Source organism: Caulobacter sp. Root1455, from assembly GCF_001426905.1.
Lineage (GTDB): Bacteria > Pseudomonadota > Alphaproteobacteria > Caulobacterales > Caulobacteraceae > Caulobacter.
The window spans coordinates 1-14,585 of record NZ_LMFQ01000025.1 but is presented as its reverse complement, the minus strand read 5'-3'; the positions used below and the strand labels follow the sequence as shown (position 1 = coordinate 14,585).

Sequence of the window (14,585 nt, the reverse complement as noted above, 5' to 3'; positions counted from 1 at the left end):
CTAACCGCCCAAATCCGGAGACACCCACGATGCGACGCTTGTCGGCGCTCGCGGTCGGCCGCGCGCTGATCGCCCTTCTCCCCCCGGCCGCCGGCGCGGCGCCCGGGCCGGTCGCACCGGTCGCACCGGTCGCAACGGCGGCGCCGTTCACGGTCGAGCGCCTGCTGGCCCTGGAGCAGCTGGAGTCGGCCAGGCTCGATCCGAGCGGGCGCTGGCTGGTCGTCCAGCGCTACGCGCGCTGGGACAGCGCCCCGGCCTACGATCTGGACTGGAGCGCCCGGCTGGGCCTGGGCCGCATCCAGGTGTTCGACGTCAAGGCCGGCGGGGCGGAGCGAAGGCTCGATCTGCCGGGGGGGCCCGGCTACGTCGCCCTGGGCGTCTCGCCCGGCGGCCGCAGGCTGGCCGTCGGCCGGCTCACCGGTCACGCCTTCGAGCTGGGGGTGGTCGAGCTGGCCACCGGCCAGGCGCGCTGGCTGGGGATCGCGCCGCGCCAGCCGGTCTGGGGTCCAAGCCTGCTGTGGCGGACCGACGACCAGCTGCTGGTCTCCGCGCGGCCCCAGGACGCCCCCGACACCCCGATCGGCTTCGGCTGGCAGGGCCAGGCGCGGGTCAGCGGCCAATGGACGGCCACGGCGCGGGGCGAACTGGGCGCCAGCGTCGTCGGCAGCGGCCGCTATCGGGACCTGCGGGCCAGGGCCGCGAGCCTGGGCCTGATGCTGATCGATCTGAAGACCGGACAGAGCCGGGTCGTGGTCCCCGGCGCGGTGCGCGACTTCAGCCTGGCCCCGGACGGGGCGACGGCGGCGGCCCTGGTCGAGGGGCAGGACATCCAGCCCCAGACGCCCGAGCCGACCAACGCCGCCTCCGAGCCCACCGCCAAGACCCTGGTGCTGGCCGGGCTCGACGACGGAGGGCCGGTCACGCCCTGTCCCGACTGCGACGTGATGGGCCGGTTCCTCAGCTGGTCCGACGACGGGCGCGCGCTGCTGGTCTTCGCCCGCCGGGGCGACGTCCCGTTCTCGGAGGGCGCCTATTGGCGCATGAGCCTGCGGGGCGCCGCGCCCCTGGCGCTGGGCGGTCTGAAGCCGGTGTTCGCCCCCACCTTCGACCTGCAGGGCGTGCCGCTCGGCGGCTGGCTGGACGGACAGCCGGTGATCTTCGCCCGCCCCCCGGCCGGCGGCCGCGCGGACTACTGGCGGCTGGACGGCCGGCGGCCGACGAACCTGACGGCCGCCCTGCCCGGCGAGCCGCGGGCGATCGGCGCCGATCCCGGCGTCTGGGCGCTCAGCGCCGGCGGCCAGGTCTGGCGCGTCACGCGCGCCGGGGCTCACGCCTGGGGCGTCGCGGCGGCGCAGGTCCAGTCGCTGGCCGATCGGCCGCCCGGCTTTCGCGGGGCGCAGAATTTCGTGCCGCCGCTCAAGGCCCTGGCCTTGGACGCCGCCGCCGCCCCGCCGGCCCTGTCCTGGCCCGGGCCGCGCCTGCCCGCGCCATCGCCGGGCGCGCGCGTCACCGCCCTGACGTCCGCCGGGACCGTCCAGACCGCCAAGGACGACCACGGCGTCGAAACCGTCCTGCTGGCCCAGGACGGCATGGCCGCCAAGACCTTGGTCACGGTCAACGCCGCCCTGGACGATGTGGCGTTCGCCGCGCCGATCGCCATCCGCCACAAGGGCCTGGACGGCCAGGACCTGACCAGCTGGCTCTATCTGCCGCCGCGCCCAGCTGACGGCTCGCCGCCCGGCGCGCCATCGTCCAGGGGCCCGCCGCCGGTGGTGGTCCTGCCCTATCCCGGGAGCGCGCCGGCCGCACCGCCGGCCCAGCAGGCCCCGGGCGCCTTGCAGATGTCGGTCAACGCCCAGATCCTGGCGGCCCACGGCTACGCCGCCCTCGTGCCGGCCATGCCCTATCTGGCGGGCCGCGAACCGATGGAGGGCCTGGCCGACCAGATGCTCGGGCCGGTCGACCAGGCCGCCGCCCAGGGCCTGGTCGACGCCGGGCGCGTGGCGATCTGGGGCCACAGCTATGGCGGCTACGCGGTGCTCGGGGCGGCGACCCAGAGCCCGCGCTTCAAGGCCGTGGTGGCGACGGCGGCGACCTCCAACCTGATCAGCGCCTACGCCCGCCTGGCGCCGTTCTCCTACGCCGTCCCGGAGGCGGGCATGACGGTGTTCGCCTCGAGCGGCTGGCTGGAGACCGGCCAGGCGCGGATGGGCGCCCCGCCCTGGAGCGACCCGCAGCGCTACCTGCGCAACAGTCCGATCGTCTTCGCCGACAAGATCACCGCCCCGGTGCTGATGTTCCATGGCGACAACGACAAGGACGTCGCCCAACCCCAGGCCCTGTTCGGCGCGCTCTATCGCCAGAACAAGGACGCGGTCCTGGTGATCTATCGCGGCGAGGGCCATGTGTTCTACGCGCCCGGCAATGTCCGCGATTACTACCAGCGCCTGCTGGCCTTTCTCGACGCGGCCCTGGCGGCTCCCGAGCCGGTCATGCCGGCGGGCTCGGGGCGGCCGCCGAGGCAGTGAGCCGCTCGGTCCAGCGCCGCGCCCAGGCCTCCAGGGCCAGCAGCACGAAAAGCTCGGAGGTGATGTTGGTCCACACCAGCTGGTCGGCGCACAGGGCCGCGTCGAGCCGCTCGCGGTCCACCAGTCCCGCGGCGGCCAGGCGGCCCTCCAGCAGATAGGGCCGCAGAGCGTCCAGGCTCTGGCACAAGCTCTGGGCCACGAAGATCGTCAGGTTCCCCTTGCCGCGACGCTCGAGCACGGCGGCGGGCAGCCGCTCGGCGAAGGCGGCGCGGGCGAACGGGCGGTCATTGGCGCCGATCGCCAGGCGCCCCGCCGCCAGCGACAGGCAAAACTCCACGACCGGCTGGCTCATCAGCGGGTCGATCACGTCGCCGGCCCGGTGGCGCCGGCTTTCCCCAAAGGCGCTGAGGCCGTTGACCAGGGCCAGGATCTGCAGCTGCTTGGCCGGGGCCAGGTCGCGAGCCTCGCCCAGCCAGGGATGGCGGCCGACGGGCCCGGCCGCGGCCGCCGCACTCATGAACATCTGGACGCCGAGGCCCGCGGTCAGGTCCTGCGGCGCCAGGCCCCTTCGCAGGATGTCCCAGACGGTCGCGCCGTTGCGCCGGGCCAGGCGCGCCAGGCCGCCGATCCGACCGTCGCCGCAGGCGCCCGCCAGCACGTCGCGGGCCAGGGACGGATGGCCGGATTGGAAGAACACCCCGTCGCCGCCGCGCCCGGTGAACATCGCCTCCACGCCCGGCTCCGCGAGCCTGGCGGACAGGTCGGCGTCGTGGTCGGGATCGCCGCCGACATAGTTGGGCCGGGGACCGCCCGCCGCGCCGACCAGCTTGGCCGGCTCCAGGCGCAGCGGGCCGCGCTCGACGATCCGCAGCGGCGCGCCGATGTGATCGGCCACGGCCCGCGCATAGGCGCGCTCGTCGGATTCCTCGCGCGGAAAGCTGTGGTTGAGACCGTAGAGCAGCGGCGCGCGCGCGTGCGTCAGGCTGGTGGCGACGATCGCCGAGTCCAGTCCGCCGGAAATCTCGCAGAAGACGCCGCCCAGGCCCTGGGCCCAGGCGGCGACCGCCCCATCGACCACGTCGCGCAGGGCGCGCGGGTCGGCGTCGCGCCAGGGCCGCCGGGCGAAGACGGCCGGCGACCACAGCCGCGGTCCCTCGCCGTCCGGTCCAGCCAATACGCCGGGCGGATAGCTGACCACTCCCTTGAGGGGACAGATGACGCTGGCCAGGTTCTTCTGGCGCAGGATGGCGGCCAGGGCCGGCCAATCGATCGACAGCTCGTGCGGCCACAGCGCCCGCAGGTCCGGCAGCCGCGAGCCGATGAACCGCAAGGGGCCGCGCCGCCAGCCGATCGCCTCCATCACGCCCAGCGGATCGCGCAGGACCCGGGCGGGCCCGCGATCGTCATTGAGGATGGCGACGTAGCGGCCAAAGGCGCGGTCGGCCAGGGCGGCGGCGACCTCGCGCGGTTCCGCGCCCAGCCCCACCAGGCAAAAATCGCGCCCCTCCCCCCGCCGGGCCGCCTGGGCGTCGAACACCTCGCCGATCAGCCCGCCGCCGACGCCGGCCAGATGGCGATAGGCCGGCGGCCGGGCCGCCTCCAGGAAGATCGAAAACCGCCGGCGTTCGGCGACCTTGGACCATTGGCCGCTGGCCAGGACCAGGGCTTCGGCCTCGCGCCAGGGCGCGGGGTCGGCTCCGGCTTCGATCTCGATGACCAGGTAGTCGCGCACCTCACACCACCAGGATCGGCGTGAAGCCGCGCGCGTGCCCCAGGCTGTCGTCCAGCACCACCTCGCCGGCCTGCAGCCAGCAATGGGCCTCGAACGGCCAGGTGCGCACGCCGAACACCCAGGCGACCGCGAAACCGCGCCGCGCCAGGTAAAGGCGCTGCTCCAGGCTGCGCATCAGGCAGCGACCAGACCGCGGGAGCCAGGGCGCCAGGCGGTCGAATCGGCGGCAAGCGGCCAGCAGGGCTGGCGACGGCGCGGCGAAGGCCGCGGCCTTGAGCGGACCGGCCAGGGCCAGGACCTGCGCGAAGGTCAGGGTCTGGACGGCGCGGGCGGCGCGCAGATTGATCGCGGCCGCGCCGGCCATGCCGGGCAGCAGGCCGATGAGCGCGAGCGGCGAACAAGGCTTGGACGTGATCTCCAACGCCTGGCGGACCGGCGGCGGACTGGGCCCCGAGCCCGCGCGAGGTTGGAGGCCGACAAGCCCGGCCTCCACCAGATCCTGGGCCGATGACGCCGGATCGGCGCTCACCGCCCCGTCCGCGCCGACATGCAGGTGCGCCGCGCCCCCGACCAGGCAGAGATAGGCGTCCGAGGCGATGTCCAGGAACACCAGGTCGGACTCGACATGAACCGCGTGGACGCCGGGCGCCAGCCAATATCCCATGGGGAGTCTCCTTCCGACGAAGTCGCGGCCGGACGGCCCTTTGGGCGCGTCCGGCCTGCCGCTCACACGCCCCAGCGGTCGGTGAGGTCTTCGCCCTCCTGCATGCCTTGATGCAGATTGGCCTGGGTCAGGCGCTTGGCGGCGCCCAGCCGCAGCAGGCGTCCTTGGACGAGGTGGGTCATGGTCTTCTCCTTGACCGAAGGGATCGACGGGAGGTCGCCGGCGCGCGGCGGCGCCGACGACCGGCGGTCCGGCTTCAGATGCCGTACTTGTCGGTGAACTCCACCGGCTCGGGCTCGCCGAGCGGGAAGTTGGCCAGGGTCAGCGACTTGGCCGAGCCGAGGCGGATCAGCGTGAGGGTGGCAGGGGTGGTCATCAGGACCTCCTTGGGTTTGCGGAAAGCCGCTTGTCGCGGCCCTCAAAGGGCGCGCCCCGGGGGGTCGATATTCAAATCATATCCGTTCGATATCTTTCGCCGTCGGCCAGGCGGGCGATCTGGGCGGCCTGGGTCATCCGGACACGGTGATGGCGCCTCAGCGCCCGTCTCAGCTCGGCCGTCCGCCCCGCCTGGACCGCCGCGACCAGCGCCGAGGCGTCCTGGCCGACGTCTTGTAGGACCACGTCCTCGAGCGCGGCGAACGGCGCCAGTCGATCGGCGAGCGGCTGATAGGCCTGGAACAGGACGCCGTCGTCGCCCCCGCGCATCAGGTCCAGGAACAGCGCCTCGACCATGGCGGCGGCCCCCGCCCCGACCGCCTGGGCCCGCGCCACCGCCAGAAGCTCCAGGGGCGCGCGGCGAACGCCGTCCCGCCGCTCGATCCGCCGCCCCAGGGCGGCCGTCAGATAGACCAGGCGCAGGTCGTAGAGCGCCGCCAGGGTCGGCCCGTCGGGCCTTGGGCGCGTATAGGTTGGGCCGCGCTTGTCCACCAGTCTCTCGCCGGCCAGGCGAGACAGCGCCTCGCGCACGGGCGTCGTCGACAGACGCAGGTCGTCGGCGATCGTCTGGATCGGCAGGGCGTCGCCGGGCGCGTCGACGCCTTGGCGAAGCCGATGTCTCAGGGCGTTCAGCGCCAGGGCGAAGGCGTCGCGTCTTGGAGGCAAGGCGTGGGTCCCGAAAGGTCGAGGCGACACTGTCGCCGACCCTGGAAAAGGCCGCCGTCCGCGGAGCGCTTTTTCTCCGTCGCCGGAGAACATTTGGGGGTATTTTTCCGGGTGAGCGCCGATTCAACGGCGCGGCAAATCGTTACGTGGCATGGCCCGCGCCATAAGTCGGTAAAACCATCGTGGAAAATGGCGCGCGCCTCGCCCCGGGCCCTGGGTCGGCGTGCTTGAAACCGTATCGCGAGAATAGTTTTCCAAAGACACGTCAGGCTGCGCTTTGACCTGTTCGTCGCTTTGCCGCCTCATAGACACTAGCAAGTGCCGGGTAATACTTTGGTCAAACGCGCATCCGAGGAGCTGAGGCGCCAGGGTCAGCTCCTGTCCCAAATCCTGAAGCACATTCGCGACCTGCGACACCTGTCGGCGCGCCAGGTGGCCGACGCCATGGGCCTGCCCCTGCGCACCTACTACAACTTCGAGTCCGGCTCCGGCGCCCTGGACATCGCCCGGATCTTCCGGTTCGGCGACGCCACCGGCAGCGATCCGGTCGGCATCATCGAGGCGCTGATGCTGGGCTCGCTGGATCACGCCCTGCGCTGTGTCGAAAACCAGGCCGCCTCGATCAAGCTCGCCTCGTTCCACAAGTTCGAGCAGAAGGTCGGCGACCGGATGACCAACATCCAGCCGCAGTTCTTCATCGAGGCCTTCAAGCGTTCATACGACAGTCTCGAAGGCCACATGGACAAGATGGACCAAGGCGCCGAGCGCTGGCTGGCGGAGAACCTGCCACGGCTGCGTCACGACGATCCATAGCCCGCGGCTCGGGCGGCCGCGCCGCGCCAGGCGGGTGCGCGCAAGGCGCCCCGTCGGCGCGCCAGATCGCGCCGGCGTCGATATCGCGCAGATCCGGATCCAGCGGCGCCCGCAGGCCCCACCGCTCGGCCACGCCGATCGCCGCCCCGGCTCGCCAGCTGCGGTAGTCGGCCCGATAGTCGGGATTTCGGCGCAGGAACTCCCAGGCCATGCGGGCGCGGTCGGGGTCGGTCGGATCCGGCCGCGGCTGGGCGCGGGGCGAGGCGGCGCGAACGGGACCGCGGGGCGCGAGGCGGGACTTGGCCATGCCCCTATTGAGCCCTTCAGGACGCATGACCGGAATCGGCGTCGTCGTCTGGGGCGAGTTGGGCTCGAGAATTGTGGCGTGTGAACCCCGCCAGAGCCACGATCCGGGACCGCTCGACCGTTTTCAGGCACGGGTCTCCTGAAAATCGGCACGACTCGCGCCGCGTTTGGGTCGGTCCGAAAGATGTCCCCAGGAAAATCGCGACCGCCAGGACCAGCGACGAAAACCCGCCGCGCCAGGCGGGCGAACGCCAGATGTCGACGACCGGCGCGCGCCCGGTCTCGGCGGCCCTGAGCCCGAACACTCGCCGATAGCCGCCGCCGACAGCTTCCTCGGCCGCCCGCACCAGACGCTGGACGCGCATGCGCATGTAGTCGGAAGGCCCGCTCCAGTCCTGGCGCACCCGCTCCTCGCCAAACAGGGCCAGGGCGATGTCGCGCTGACTGGCGCCGGCCTGGCGCGCGTCATGGGCGCGCAGGACCTCCAGCCAGCGCCCGGCCTTCGAAAGGGCGCGCGGTCGCGGGGGCAGCCGGCCGGTGTCGCGCAGGGCGATCAGCTTGGCCACCGCCGCTAGGGCCGCGCCCCCCCTTCCCGCGTCCGGCAAATGGAAGTGAAGGATCGCGGGACCGGCGAGAATGTCGCCCCCCACCAGCGCCAACCGCAGGCGGGCAAGGCCCTGGCTGATCTGAACGTGCTGCTCGCCGTCGGCGGTTCGCACGACGAGGCACGGCAGGTCCAGCCGGGCCAGGTCAAGCGCGGCGGCGTCGCCAGGCGTCGCCGGCTGGGCCCTCAGGACGGGCACCGACCCGTCCGCCTGCCAGCGCCAGAGCACGGCGGGCAGCGGGTCTCCGGCGGGGCCGGGCCCCGCGAAACAAAGCTCGGGCGCGATCTCGCCCGGGTCCGCGCCGTCCAGGCCCGCGTCGCGACCACGCCCGCGCCGCGCGAACTCCCAGGCCCAGACCGAGGCATCGGCGCCCAGCAGAGGCTCATAGGTTTCGGCCTGTCGCCAGACCGGCGCAAGGGCGCGGACATCGGACATCGCGACCGCTCGAAGCTTCCCACGCCCAAAGTGTTTCCGAGCCCGCCTCGCCTGTCGAGCCGACCCGCGGGCCCCGATCTCAAAGCCAAGTTCTTGATGGACGTCGCCGCCGCCGCGGCGCTAGGGCCTTGGGAGACAGGCCTGATAGAGTGACGCGCTCGTGGCATCCGCATTCAGAGATCTTGGTTTGACGTCCCAGTTGCAACATCCCGTGGCCGATGAAGCGCCGTGGTCGCAGACGCTGACCGACTATGACCAGCGCCATCTGGTCACCTATCTGCGCCTCCTGGACGCGGATCAGGACGGCGCGGACTGGCGGGAGGCCAGCTTGTTGATCCTGGGTCGCGACGCGCGCCAGGCGCCCGATCTCAGCCGCCGGTGCTGGGAAACCCATCTCGAGCGCGCCAGATGGATGACCCGCGCCGGCTATCGGCATCTGCTGGCGCTCAAGCCCTGACCTTGCGCGCGACATCCTTGAGCGAAGGCGGCGCGTCCTAGGGGGCGGCGATCAGATCGAAATAGCCCGCCAGGGCGACTTCCGCCGCGTCGGGGTCCTTGGCCTTGATCGCACGAACCGTGTCGCCATGGGCGGCGAGCACGGCGCGCGCACGCGCCGCGACGGCCGCCGCGTCGATCTGGTGGTCGCGCCACCACGCCAGCACCGTCTCGGCCATGGCGTCGAAGATGACGTTGCGCGCAACCGCGACCAGGCGGGCGTGAAAGCGCAGCTCCGCGGCGATGAACGCCTCGGGGCTCTTCAGGCTGGCGGCCATCTCGTCGAGCAAGGCTTCCAGACTGGCAAGATCGGTTTGGTCGGCCAGGCGCGCGGCCTCGCGCGCCAAGCCTTGCTCGAAGGTTCGGCGGGCGCGCCGAAAGCTGTCGACCATGGTCGGCCAGGCCGAAAGCAGGTGTTGTCAGCTTAACCGGGCGACCCCGAAGCTCCAGGGCTGGACACGGTTCGTCTAGGAAGGCAGAGGCGCGGCATGCGTCCTGTCTCCTTCAAGCGTCACCGGTTTCCGGCCGAGGTCATCCGCTACGCGGTGTGGCTCTATTTCCGCTTCACCCTGAGCTTTCGTGACGTCGAGGAGTTGCTCGCCCAGCGCGGGATCGAGGTCAGCTACGAGACCATCCGCTGCTGGACGGTCAAGTTCGGCCCGCGGATCGCCCGGAACCTCAAGCGCCGCCGACCCGCGCCGTCGCCGCGCTGGCATCTGGACGAAATGGTCTGCAACGTCGGGCCGTCACATCCTTGGCAGTCTGGTCCAGGCGTCCCAGCGGGTCGTAGCTCAAGGTGGCGACGCCGGAGCCAGAAGTGGCGCTGGTCAGCGGGCTGTCCAGGTCGTAGCCGAAGGCCGTCGCCCCATCATTGGTCAGGTTGCCCCGGCCATCATAGGCCAGGACCGAGGAGCCGGCCTCGGCGGTCTGCTTACGCCCGTTGATCGTGTAGCCGCGCGGCGTCGCGGCCGCTGTCCACTCGTAGAGCGGATTGGACGAGCTGCGCGTCTTGATCTGGCCGGCGGCGTTGTAATCAAGTGACAGCGCACCTCCATACGGCCCGCTTCCGCACAATTTAGTGCACTGTCACCGTAATCCCCGGCGCATACTTATCTTCGCTCCGACAGATTATGCGATTAGGCCAATCCAGCCGTTCTAATCTTCAGTTCATCTTAAGTTCGGGAGGAGGAAGAGGGTCTGGACGGGCTGTCGGATACATCACGCAGCGCCGCGGCACACAAACCATTGCCTTTCCAGTCCACCGATCCATCCGCACCATGCCCCCCTCACCCACGGAGCGCATTTCGTAGCGCCCACCGACTAGGATCGACGCGAGCAACACAACAGTCGATATCAGAACGCCACTAAGAATTTTCAACAGACTTTTCATGCGAGCCCCCCCTAAAGAACCATACATCCAAGCGTTAATCGCAAAATCACCTCACTTGTCAGAAAATTGTCCGCCTAGTTATTCCGATTAGTAATAATATCAGTTTCATAGCCACCAATACTATCAGCAGTTAGTCGTGTACTCTGAACCGTTATTTGATCTGCGGCAATATTTATCTCCAAGTTCGTCAGATATATAGGATGCCTCCTGCGGGCTCCTTATGGAATAAGGGATTGGCAAATCCAAGAGCCTTATCAATTATAAAACTTGTAAGTTATCCTGAATATTCTGACTTCTGAAAATATTGGAGATAACCATAGTCAGCCTCGAAATATCCGGAAATATGATCTTCGACATGCTTCCCTTCGTGCCCCACCACGCTTGCCGACAATGCATCTCGTCCAGCTCCCGGTTTGGTGCGCTGGTCAATTTTGGCACAATTTATAGTAATAGATTGAGTTTTACTGCGGAATCCACCGGCGGTTTCAGCAAAGGGGGTTCCAGAAAGAGCCCCAAAACTAACCGTTACGCCATTTCCATCACCTTTAGTGCCGTAAGCTTTTATAGCGCCGCCTAGCCTATTGTGATCAGCACTTGACAATCCAGATACATTTTTCGCTCTCCGCAGGGTTGAAAGATCGCTGGCAAAGCGCTTGCATTCATCCTCGTTGCCTTTGCAATCATACAGTCCCGTTGGATCGCGCCGGCTCAGCGGATCGTTGCCCACATAGGCGTACCAGTTGAGACCTGCCTTAGACCCGATGGGGTCGGTTTGGAGAAACAGATCCCCCGACGCGGCCCCGTCGTAGATCGGGCGATTTTCCTTACGCCACTTGGCTTTGCGGCGGCTCACACGGGCGAGGTTTGCCCGGAGCGCCGATTTGGCCCTTGAGGCGGTTTTAGCCTATCATAAGCAGGTGAGGGAATTCACTCTAGAGCAAGACGATCAGATTTCTTCTTCGTACTCTGCTACGATGAACTTCCTCACCGCAGCGATTGCTTCTGAATCGAAAGAAATACCAACGTCTAAAGGGACTGCTTCATCGGCAAAAAAGATAACCTCCCCTGCACCTGACCCAAACAAACACCACGCAGCAAAAAGGGGATCGGAATCGCGCGAGTCCTTATCGAGGCTAGCCCTTTGCCAGCCAATAGTTGCTCGCGTAGGCCCTCTAGACGAAAATTCTCTCAGTGAAGTGCATTCAATCGGCCATTGCTCGATAGCACTGAAGGGAGGCCGGGTTATTTTAGATTGCAGAACGCTGTCGGCGAGTTCGATCTTCATCCCGAAGAACTCCACGTTGGACTGCTCCAACGAGTCGCCAGTTACAATGACCGGAGGGGAGACGGGGATCACAATCCCGCTGGCATAGGCAATATTTTGGTGAATATTTTGACGCTCGCGTACTTGACCTCCTTGGGCTTCGAGCGCGCCCCACCCGCCTCCCAGGAGGGCCTTCATCTCATCACGAAGCATGGCGCACCTCGCAGACCATAAATTAAGGTTCAACATGGATAGTCTCGCCGTTCTTGGCCGGACCACGCCCGGGCAGGTCCACCCGTGTAGAACCATTGGGATTCATTCGTATTTGCTTCCCATCAGGAGCAGACCGCCTAACCCCGCCATTTCCCAGTTGTTGCTGGCTTACACTTTGTCCACGGGTTTGATTCCGGAAAATACTCTTGGCGGTAGAGCGACCGCCGGGCAAATCCGTATTGGTGCGGCTTCCGCCAGCCTGCGGATTGCGTCCAAGGAGAGGCTTCGATTCTGAGGAGCCAGAGTTCGCGTCCGCCCGGTGGATAATGTCGTTCCACTTGGCCTGACCATTCGCGGCAATTCCAATCCCTGCGCCCGTGACACCGGCAGAAGCGATCGCGGCTGGGATAGCAATCGGCGAGGCGAGGCCGCCACTTGCAAGCTCTCCCACACCACTCGCACCGATACCCGCTCCGCCGAGCAGGGCCAGGCTTCCTCCCCCTAGGATTTGGGCGACAGCGCCTGGGGTTTGCGGATCCGCGAGTACGTTCTGAACAAATTCAAGGGCCCCTTCACCTGTTGGATCTCCCTTATTCAGCGGATCGTTGCCGACATAGGCATACCAGTTGAGGCCATCATCGTAGCCTGTGGGGTCGGTTTGGAGAAACCGTCCCAGGGTCGGAGAATAGGCCCGGGCCTTGTAGTGGTACAGCCCCACCTCCGGCAGCCAGATCTGGCCGGTGTACTGGAATCGGCCCTGGTTGCCGGCGTTCGGCAGGCCGTATTCGTCATAGGTGTTCGTGGTGATCGCCGCGCCGGCCGCGTCGGTCACCGAGACGATCGAGCCCTGGGCGTCGGACAGCAGGTAGCGCGGCTGGGTCGTGCCCGAGCCTTCGTACCACACCGCCGGCGCATCGACTCCGGGACCGGGCACATAGCGGCGCAGGAGCGCCCCACCGCTGTACTCGGCCACCAGATCCGGACCTGAATACAGGAAGTTGGTCGTCACACCGTTCGCCGCCGTCGACCACAGACGGCCCGAAGGCTCGTAGGTGAGAGCGCTTGTTCCGGCGGACGTCAGATTATTGAGCAGGTCGTAGGCGTAGGTCTTGGACCCGTCGCTGGAGAGGTTGCCCCGAGCATCGTAGCCGATCGCCGCTCCCGCCGCCGTGGCGTACTGGTTCAGGCCGTTGACGGTGTAGGTCTTGCTGGCCTGAACCTGGCTCCACTCGTACAGACCGCTGCTGGCCGAACGGGTCGTGACCTGGCCGGCGGCGTTGTAGGCGAAGCTCCAGGTCCGAGCCGGATCGGTGCAAACCACCCTATGGCTCAGACAGTTTAGCCGAGAGGCCGCGTCGTAACCGTAAAAGCTGTGGACCCCATTGGCGCGATAGGTCGCGGTTCGGCGGCCCAGGTCGTCATAGGCGTAGCCGGCAAGCGAAAGAGCGGCGTTCTCCCAGATCCCCGTCATCGCGCCGGTCACGTCATAGGCATAGGACGCGAAGGTGTTGTCGGGCCAGATAGCCGCGATCCGTCGGCCCGCCGCGTCGTACTGGTACCTCATCGTCAAGCCGTTGGTGGTCTCGGTCTTCATCCGCCCCAGGGCGTCATAGGTCGCCGATGTGGCTCCGCCGCCGCTGGAATAGGTGGCAGAGGTCTGGTGTCCAAGATTGTCGAAGCCGTAGTCGGTGTCGGCGACCGGACCACCCTTGTGGACCGCCCGGTTCAGCGCATCGTAGGTGAAGGTGATGGTGTCGGCGTTGGGGTCGAGGCTGGCGCTGCGCCGCCGCCAGGTGGTGCGATTGCCGGCCGCGTCATAGCCGTAGGACTCGTAGTCGGCGGTCGAGCTGGCGCAGCAGGTCGGGCTGGGATAGCCGCTGCGCCGCCGCCAGGTGGTGCGATTGCCGGCCGCGTCATAGCCGTAGGACTCGTAGTCGGCGGTCGAGCTGGCGCAGCAGGTCGGGCTGGGATAGCGGACCTTCACCAACCGGTCGAAGCCGTCATATTCGTAGGTCGTGGTGTTGCCCTTGCCGTCGGCGACGGTCTGCTCCTGGCCGTTGGCGGTGTAGGTGACGGTCTTCTCGACGCGGGGCGTATAGGGCGCGGTCGTTCCATAGCCGCTGGTCACCTGGGTGACCCGGTTGCCGGCGTCATAAACGGTGTAAGTGATCCGGTCGGGCCCGTCGGTTCCCGGGGTCCCCAGGCTGCAAGCGCCGGGCGCGGAGGCAAACGCGGCCGGGTTCATCCGCACCGTCTGGCAGACTGGGCGGCCGGCCGTGTCGTAACCGACTTGCGTCAGGGCCTGGGTCACGCCGCCGACCACCAAGCTGTCGCTGATCTTGCGCCGTTGGGCGTCATAGGCCGGAACGCTCTGTTGCAGCGCGACGAAGCTCGACATCGCCGTGTCGGACTGATTGGTCGCCGTGCCGGTCTCGACCAGGGTGGGCTGGCCGTCGGCGGCGTAGGTGGTGCGGGCGGCGCGATAGAGCAGCGCCCCCGCCCCATCGGGGTCGGGACCGACCACGCCGGTCTTCCAGCGCGAGGCGTCGTAATAGGTCCGGCTCGTGTCGGCGGCACCCGCCAGCGGCCCGTCGGTGGCGATCACGTCGCCCCGCGCGTCATAGGCGTAGCTGGTGGTGGCCGACAGGCTGTTGTCGCCGGCCCGGGTGGTCACCGACAGCAGGCGCACATTGTTGGCCGCGGCGCTGGATTCATAGGCATAGTCGGTCACGGTTTCATTGGCCGTGCCGAGACATGCCGGCGCCGCGCCCGTCGCGCAGGTCGAGGTCCGGGTCAGGCGCCAGACCGCCGGCGCGGCCGTCAGGACGCCGTTCTTGATGTAGCGGGCGGTGAACTGGCCGTAGGTGTAGCGAACCTGAGGCCGCACGCCGTCCGAACCGGCCGACTTGGTGACGGTCAGCACCCCGCCATGGGCCGGATCATAGGTGAAGTCGGTCTGATTGCCGCGCTCGTCCTTGATCCAGTCGGGCCGGTTGCAGATCTGGACGCTGGTGCACAGCGTCATGTTGTAGGAGGCGC

The 14,585-nt window shown here is 68.2% G+C and carries 13 protein-coding genes and 1 pseudogene; 4 read left to right on the top strand and 10 right to left on the bottom strand.

Translation table 11 applies throughout. From position 1 onward, the window contains the following. Window positions 1-29 precede the first annotated feature (29 nt). Window positions 30-2,528: a S9 family peptidase gene (locus ASD21_RS21310; protein WP_056446309.1), complete on the top strand. Its 2,499-nt coding sequence runs from the start codon at window positions 30-32 to the stop codon at window positions 2,526-2,528. On the opposite strand, the gene ASD21_RS21305 is transcribed toward ASD21_RS21310, so the two are convergent. The 3 genes from ASD21_RS21305 to ASD21_RS21295 all read right to left on the bottom strand — a co-directional run bounded on the left by ASD21_RS21305 (window position 2,491) and on the right by ASD21_RS21295 (window position 6,025). Continuing rightward, on the bottom strand, window positions 2,491-4,260 hold the full coding sequence (locus ASD21_RS21305; protein ID WP_056446307.1) for an asparagine synthase-related protein: 1,770 nt from the start codon (window positions 4,258-4,260) through the stop codon (window positions 2,491-2,493). The genes ASD21_RS21310 and ASD21_RS21305 overlap by 38 nt on opposite strands. A 1-nt stretch (window position 4,261) precedes the next feature. After that, on the bottom strand, window positions 4,262-4,924 hold the full coding sequence (locus ASD21_RS21300) for a lasso peptide biosynthesis B2 protein (protein WP_056446306.1): 663 nt from the start codon (window positions 4,922-4,924) through the stop codon (window positions 4,262-4,264). A 447-nt stretch (window positions 4,925-5,371) separates the two neighbouring features. Then, window positions 5,372-6,025 (bottom strand): GntR family transcriptional regulator, encoded by a 654-nt coding sequence (locus tag ASD21_RS21295; RefSeq protein WP_056446305.1) that lies wholly within the window; start codon window positions 6,023-6,025, stop codon window positions 5,372-5,374. Between the two features lie 333 nt (window positions 6,026-6,358). Here ASD21_RS21295 and ASD21_RS21290 point away from each other — a divergent pair, with 333 nt between their 5' ends. Then, a complete protein-coding gene (locus ASD21_RS21290) occupies window positions 6,359-6,838 on the top strand; it encodes a helix-turn-helix domain-containing protein (RefSeq protein WP_056446304.1) in 480 nt (159 codons plus the stop codon). On the opposite strand, the gene ASD21_RS24940 is transcribed toward ASD21_RS21290, so the two are convergent. Further along, entirely contained in the window at window positions 6,732-7,145 is a 414-nt protein-coding gene (locus ASD21_RS24940; protein ID WP_268761085.1) for a transcriptional regulator domain-containing protein, read from the bottom strand. The two genes, ASD21_RS21290 and ASD21_RS24940, sit on opposite strands and share 107 nt — an antisense overlap. Window positions 7,146-7,161: 16 nt before the next feature. After that, window positions 7,162-8,184, bottom strand: coding sequence for a DNA -binding domain-containing protein (locus tag ASD21_RS21285; protein ID WP_082554885.1), 1,023 nt, complete (start codon window positions 8,182-8,184; stop codon window positions 7,162-7,164). Between the two features lie 199 nt (window positions 8,185-8,383). Here ASD21_RS21285 and ASD21_RS21280 point away from each other — a divergent pair, with 199 nt between their 5' ends. Continuing rightward, entirely contained in the window at window positions 8,384-8,641 is a 258-nt protein-coding gene (locus ASD21_RS21280) for a DNA -binding domain-containing protein (protein ID WP_327019765.1), read from the top strand. A gap of 37 nt (window positions 8,642-8,678) precedes the next feature. Here the strand turns inward: ASD21_RS21280 and ASD21_RS21275 are convergent, their stop codons facing one another. Next, window positions 8,679-9,071 (bottom strand): FCD domain-containing protein, encoded by a 393-nt coding sequence (locus tag ASD21_RS21275; RefSeq protein WP_056446302.1) that lies wholly within the window; start codon window positions 9,069-9,071, stop codon window positions 8,679-8,681. A gap of 96 nt (window positions 9,072-9,167) precedes the next feature. Here ASD21_RS21275 and ASD21_RS24935 point away from each other — a divergent pair. Next, window positions 9,168-9,422 (top strand): annotated as a pseudogene (locus tag ASD21_RS24935) (IS6 family transposase); the annotation flags it as partial. Here the strand turns inward: ASD21_RS24935 and ASD21_RS24160 are convergent. From ASD21_RS24160 to ASD21_RS21265, 4 genes are all read right to left on the bottom strand, one after another. Next, window positions 9,358-9,753, bottom strand: coding sequence for a hypothetical protein (locus ASD21_RS24160; RefSeq protein WP_056446299.1), 396 nt, complete (start codon window positions 9,751-9,753; stop codon window positions 9,358-9,360). The pseudogene ASD21_RS24935 and the gene ASD21_RS24160 overlap by 65 nt on opposite strands. A gap of 590 nt (window positions 9,754-10,343) precedes the next feature. Beyond that, entirely contained in the window at window positions 10,344-10,922 is a 579-nt protein-coding gene (locus ASD21_RS24155; protein ID WP_156398453.1) for an RHS repeat-associated core domain-containing protein, read from the bottom strand. Window positions 10,923-11,015: 93 nt separating this feature from the next. Continuing rightward, window positions 11,016-11,546 carry a hypothetical protein gene (locus tag ASD21_RS24150; RefSeq protein ID WP_156398452.1) on the bottom strand — a complete coding sequence of 177 codons (531 nt, stop codon included), beginning with the start codon at window positions 11,544-11,546 and terminating at the stop codon, window positions 11,016-11,018. 22 nt (window positions 11,547-11,568) lie between these two features. After that, the coding region (locus ASD21_RS21265) for an RHS repeat-associated core domain-containing protein (protein WP_056446296.1) at window positions 11,569-14,585 on the bottom strand (3,017 nt) is incomplete at its 5' end.

Excerpts from the sequence above, each read along its gene's own strand:
- ASD21_RS21310 (WP_056446309.1), top strand. The coding sequence starts at position 30 with ATGCGACGCTTGTCGGCGCTCGCGGTCGGCCGCGCGCTGATCGCCCTT.
- ASD21_RS21300 (WP_056446306.1), bottom strand. The coding sequence starts at position 4,924 with ATGGGATATTGGCTGGCGCCCGGCGTCCACGCGGTTCATGTCGAGTCC.
- ASD21_RS24940 (WP_268761085.1), bottom strand. The coding sequence starts at position 7,145 with ATGGCCAAGTCCCGCCTCGCGCCCCGCGGTCCCGTTCGCGCCGCCTCG.
- ASD21_RS21285 (WP_082554885.1), bottom strand. The coding sequence starts at position 8,184 with ATGTCCGATGTCCGCGCCCTTGCGCCGGTCTGGCGACAGGCCGAAACC.
- ASD21_RS21275 (WP_056446302.1), bottom strand. The coding sequence starts at position 9,071 with ATGGTCGACAGCTTTCGGCGCGCCCGCCGAACCTTCGAGCAAGGCTTG.
- ASD21_RS24150 (WP_156398452.1), bottom strand. The coding sequence starts at position 11,546 with ATGCTTCGTGATGAGATGAAGGCCCTCCTGGGAGGCGGGTGGGGCGCG.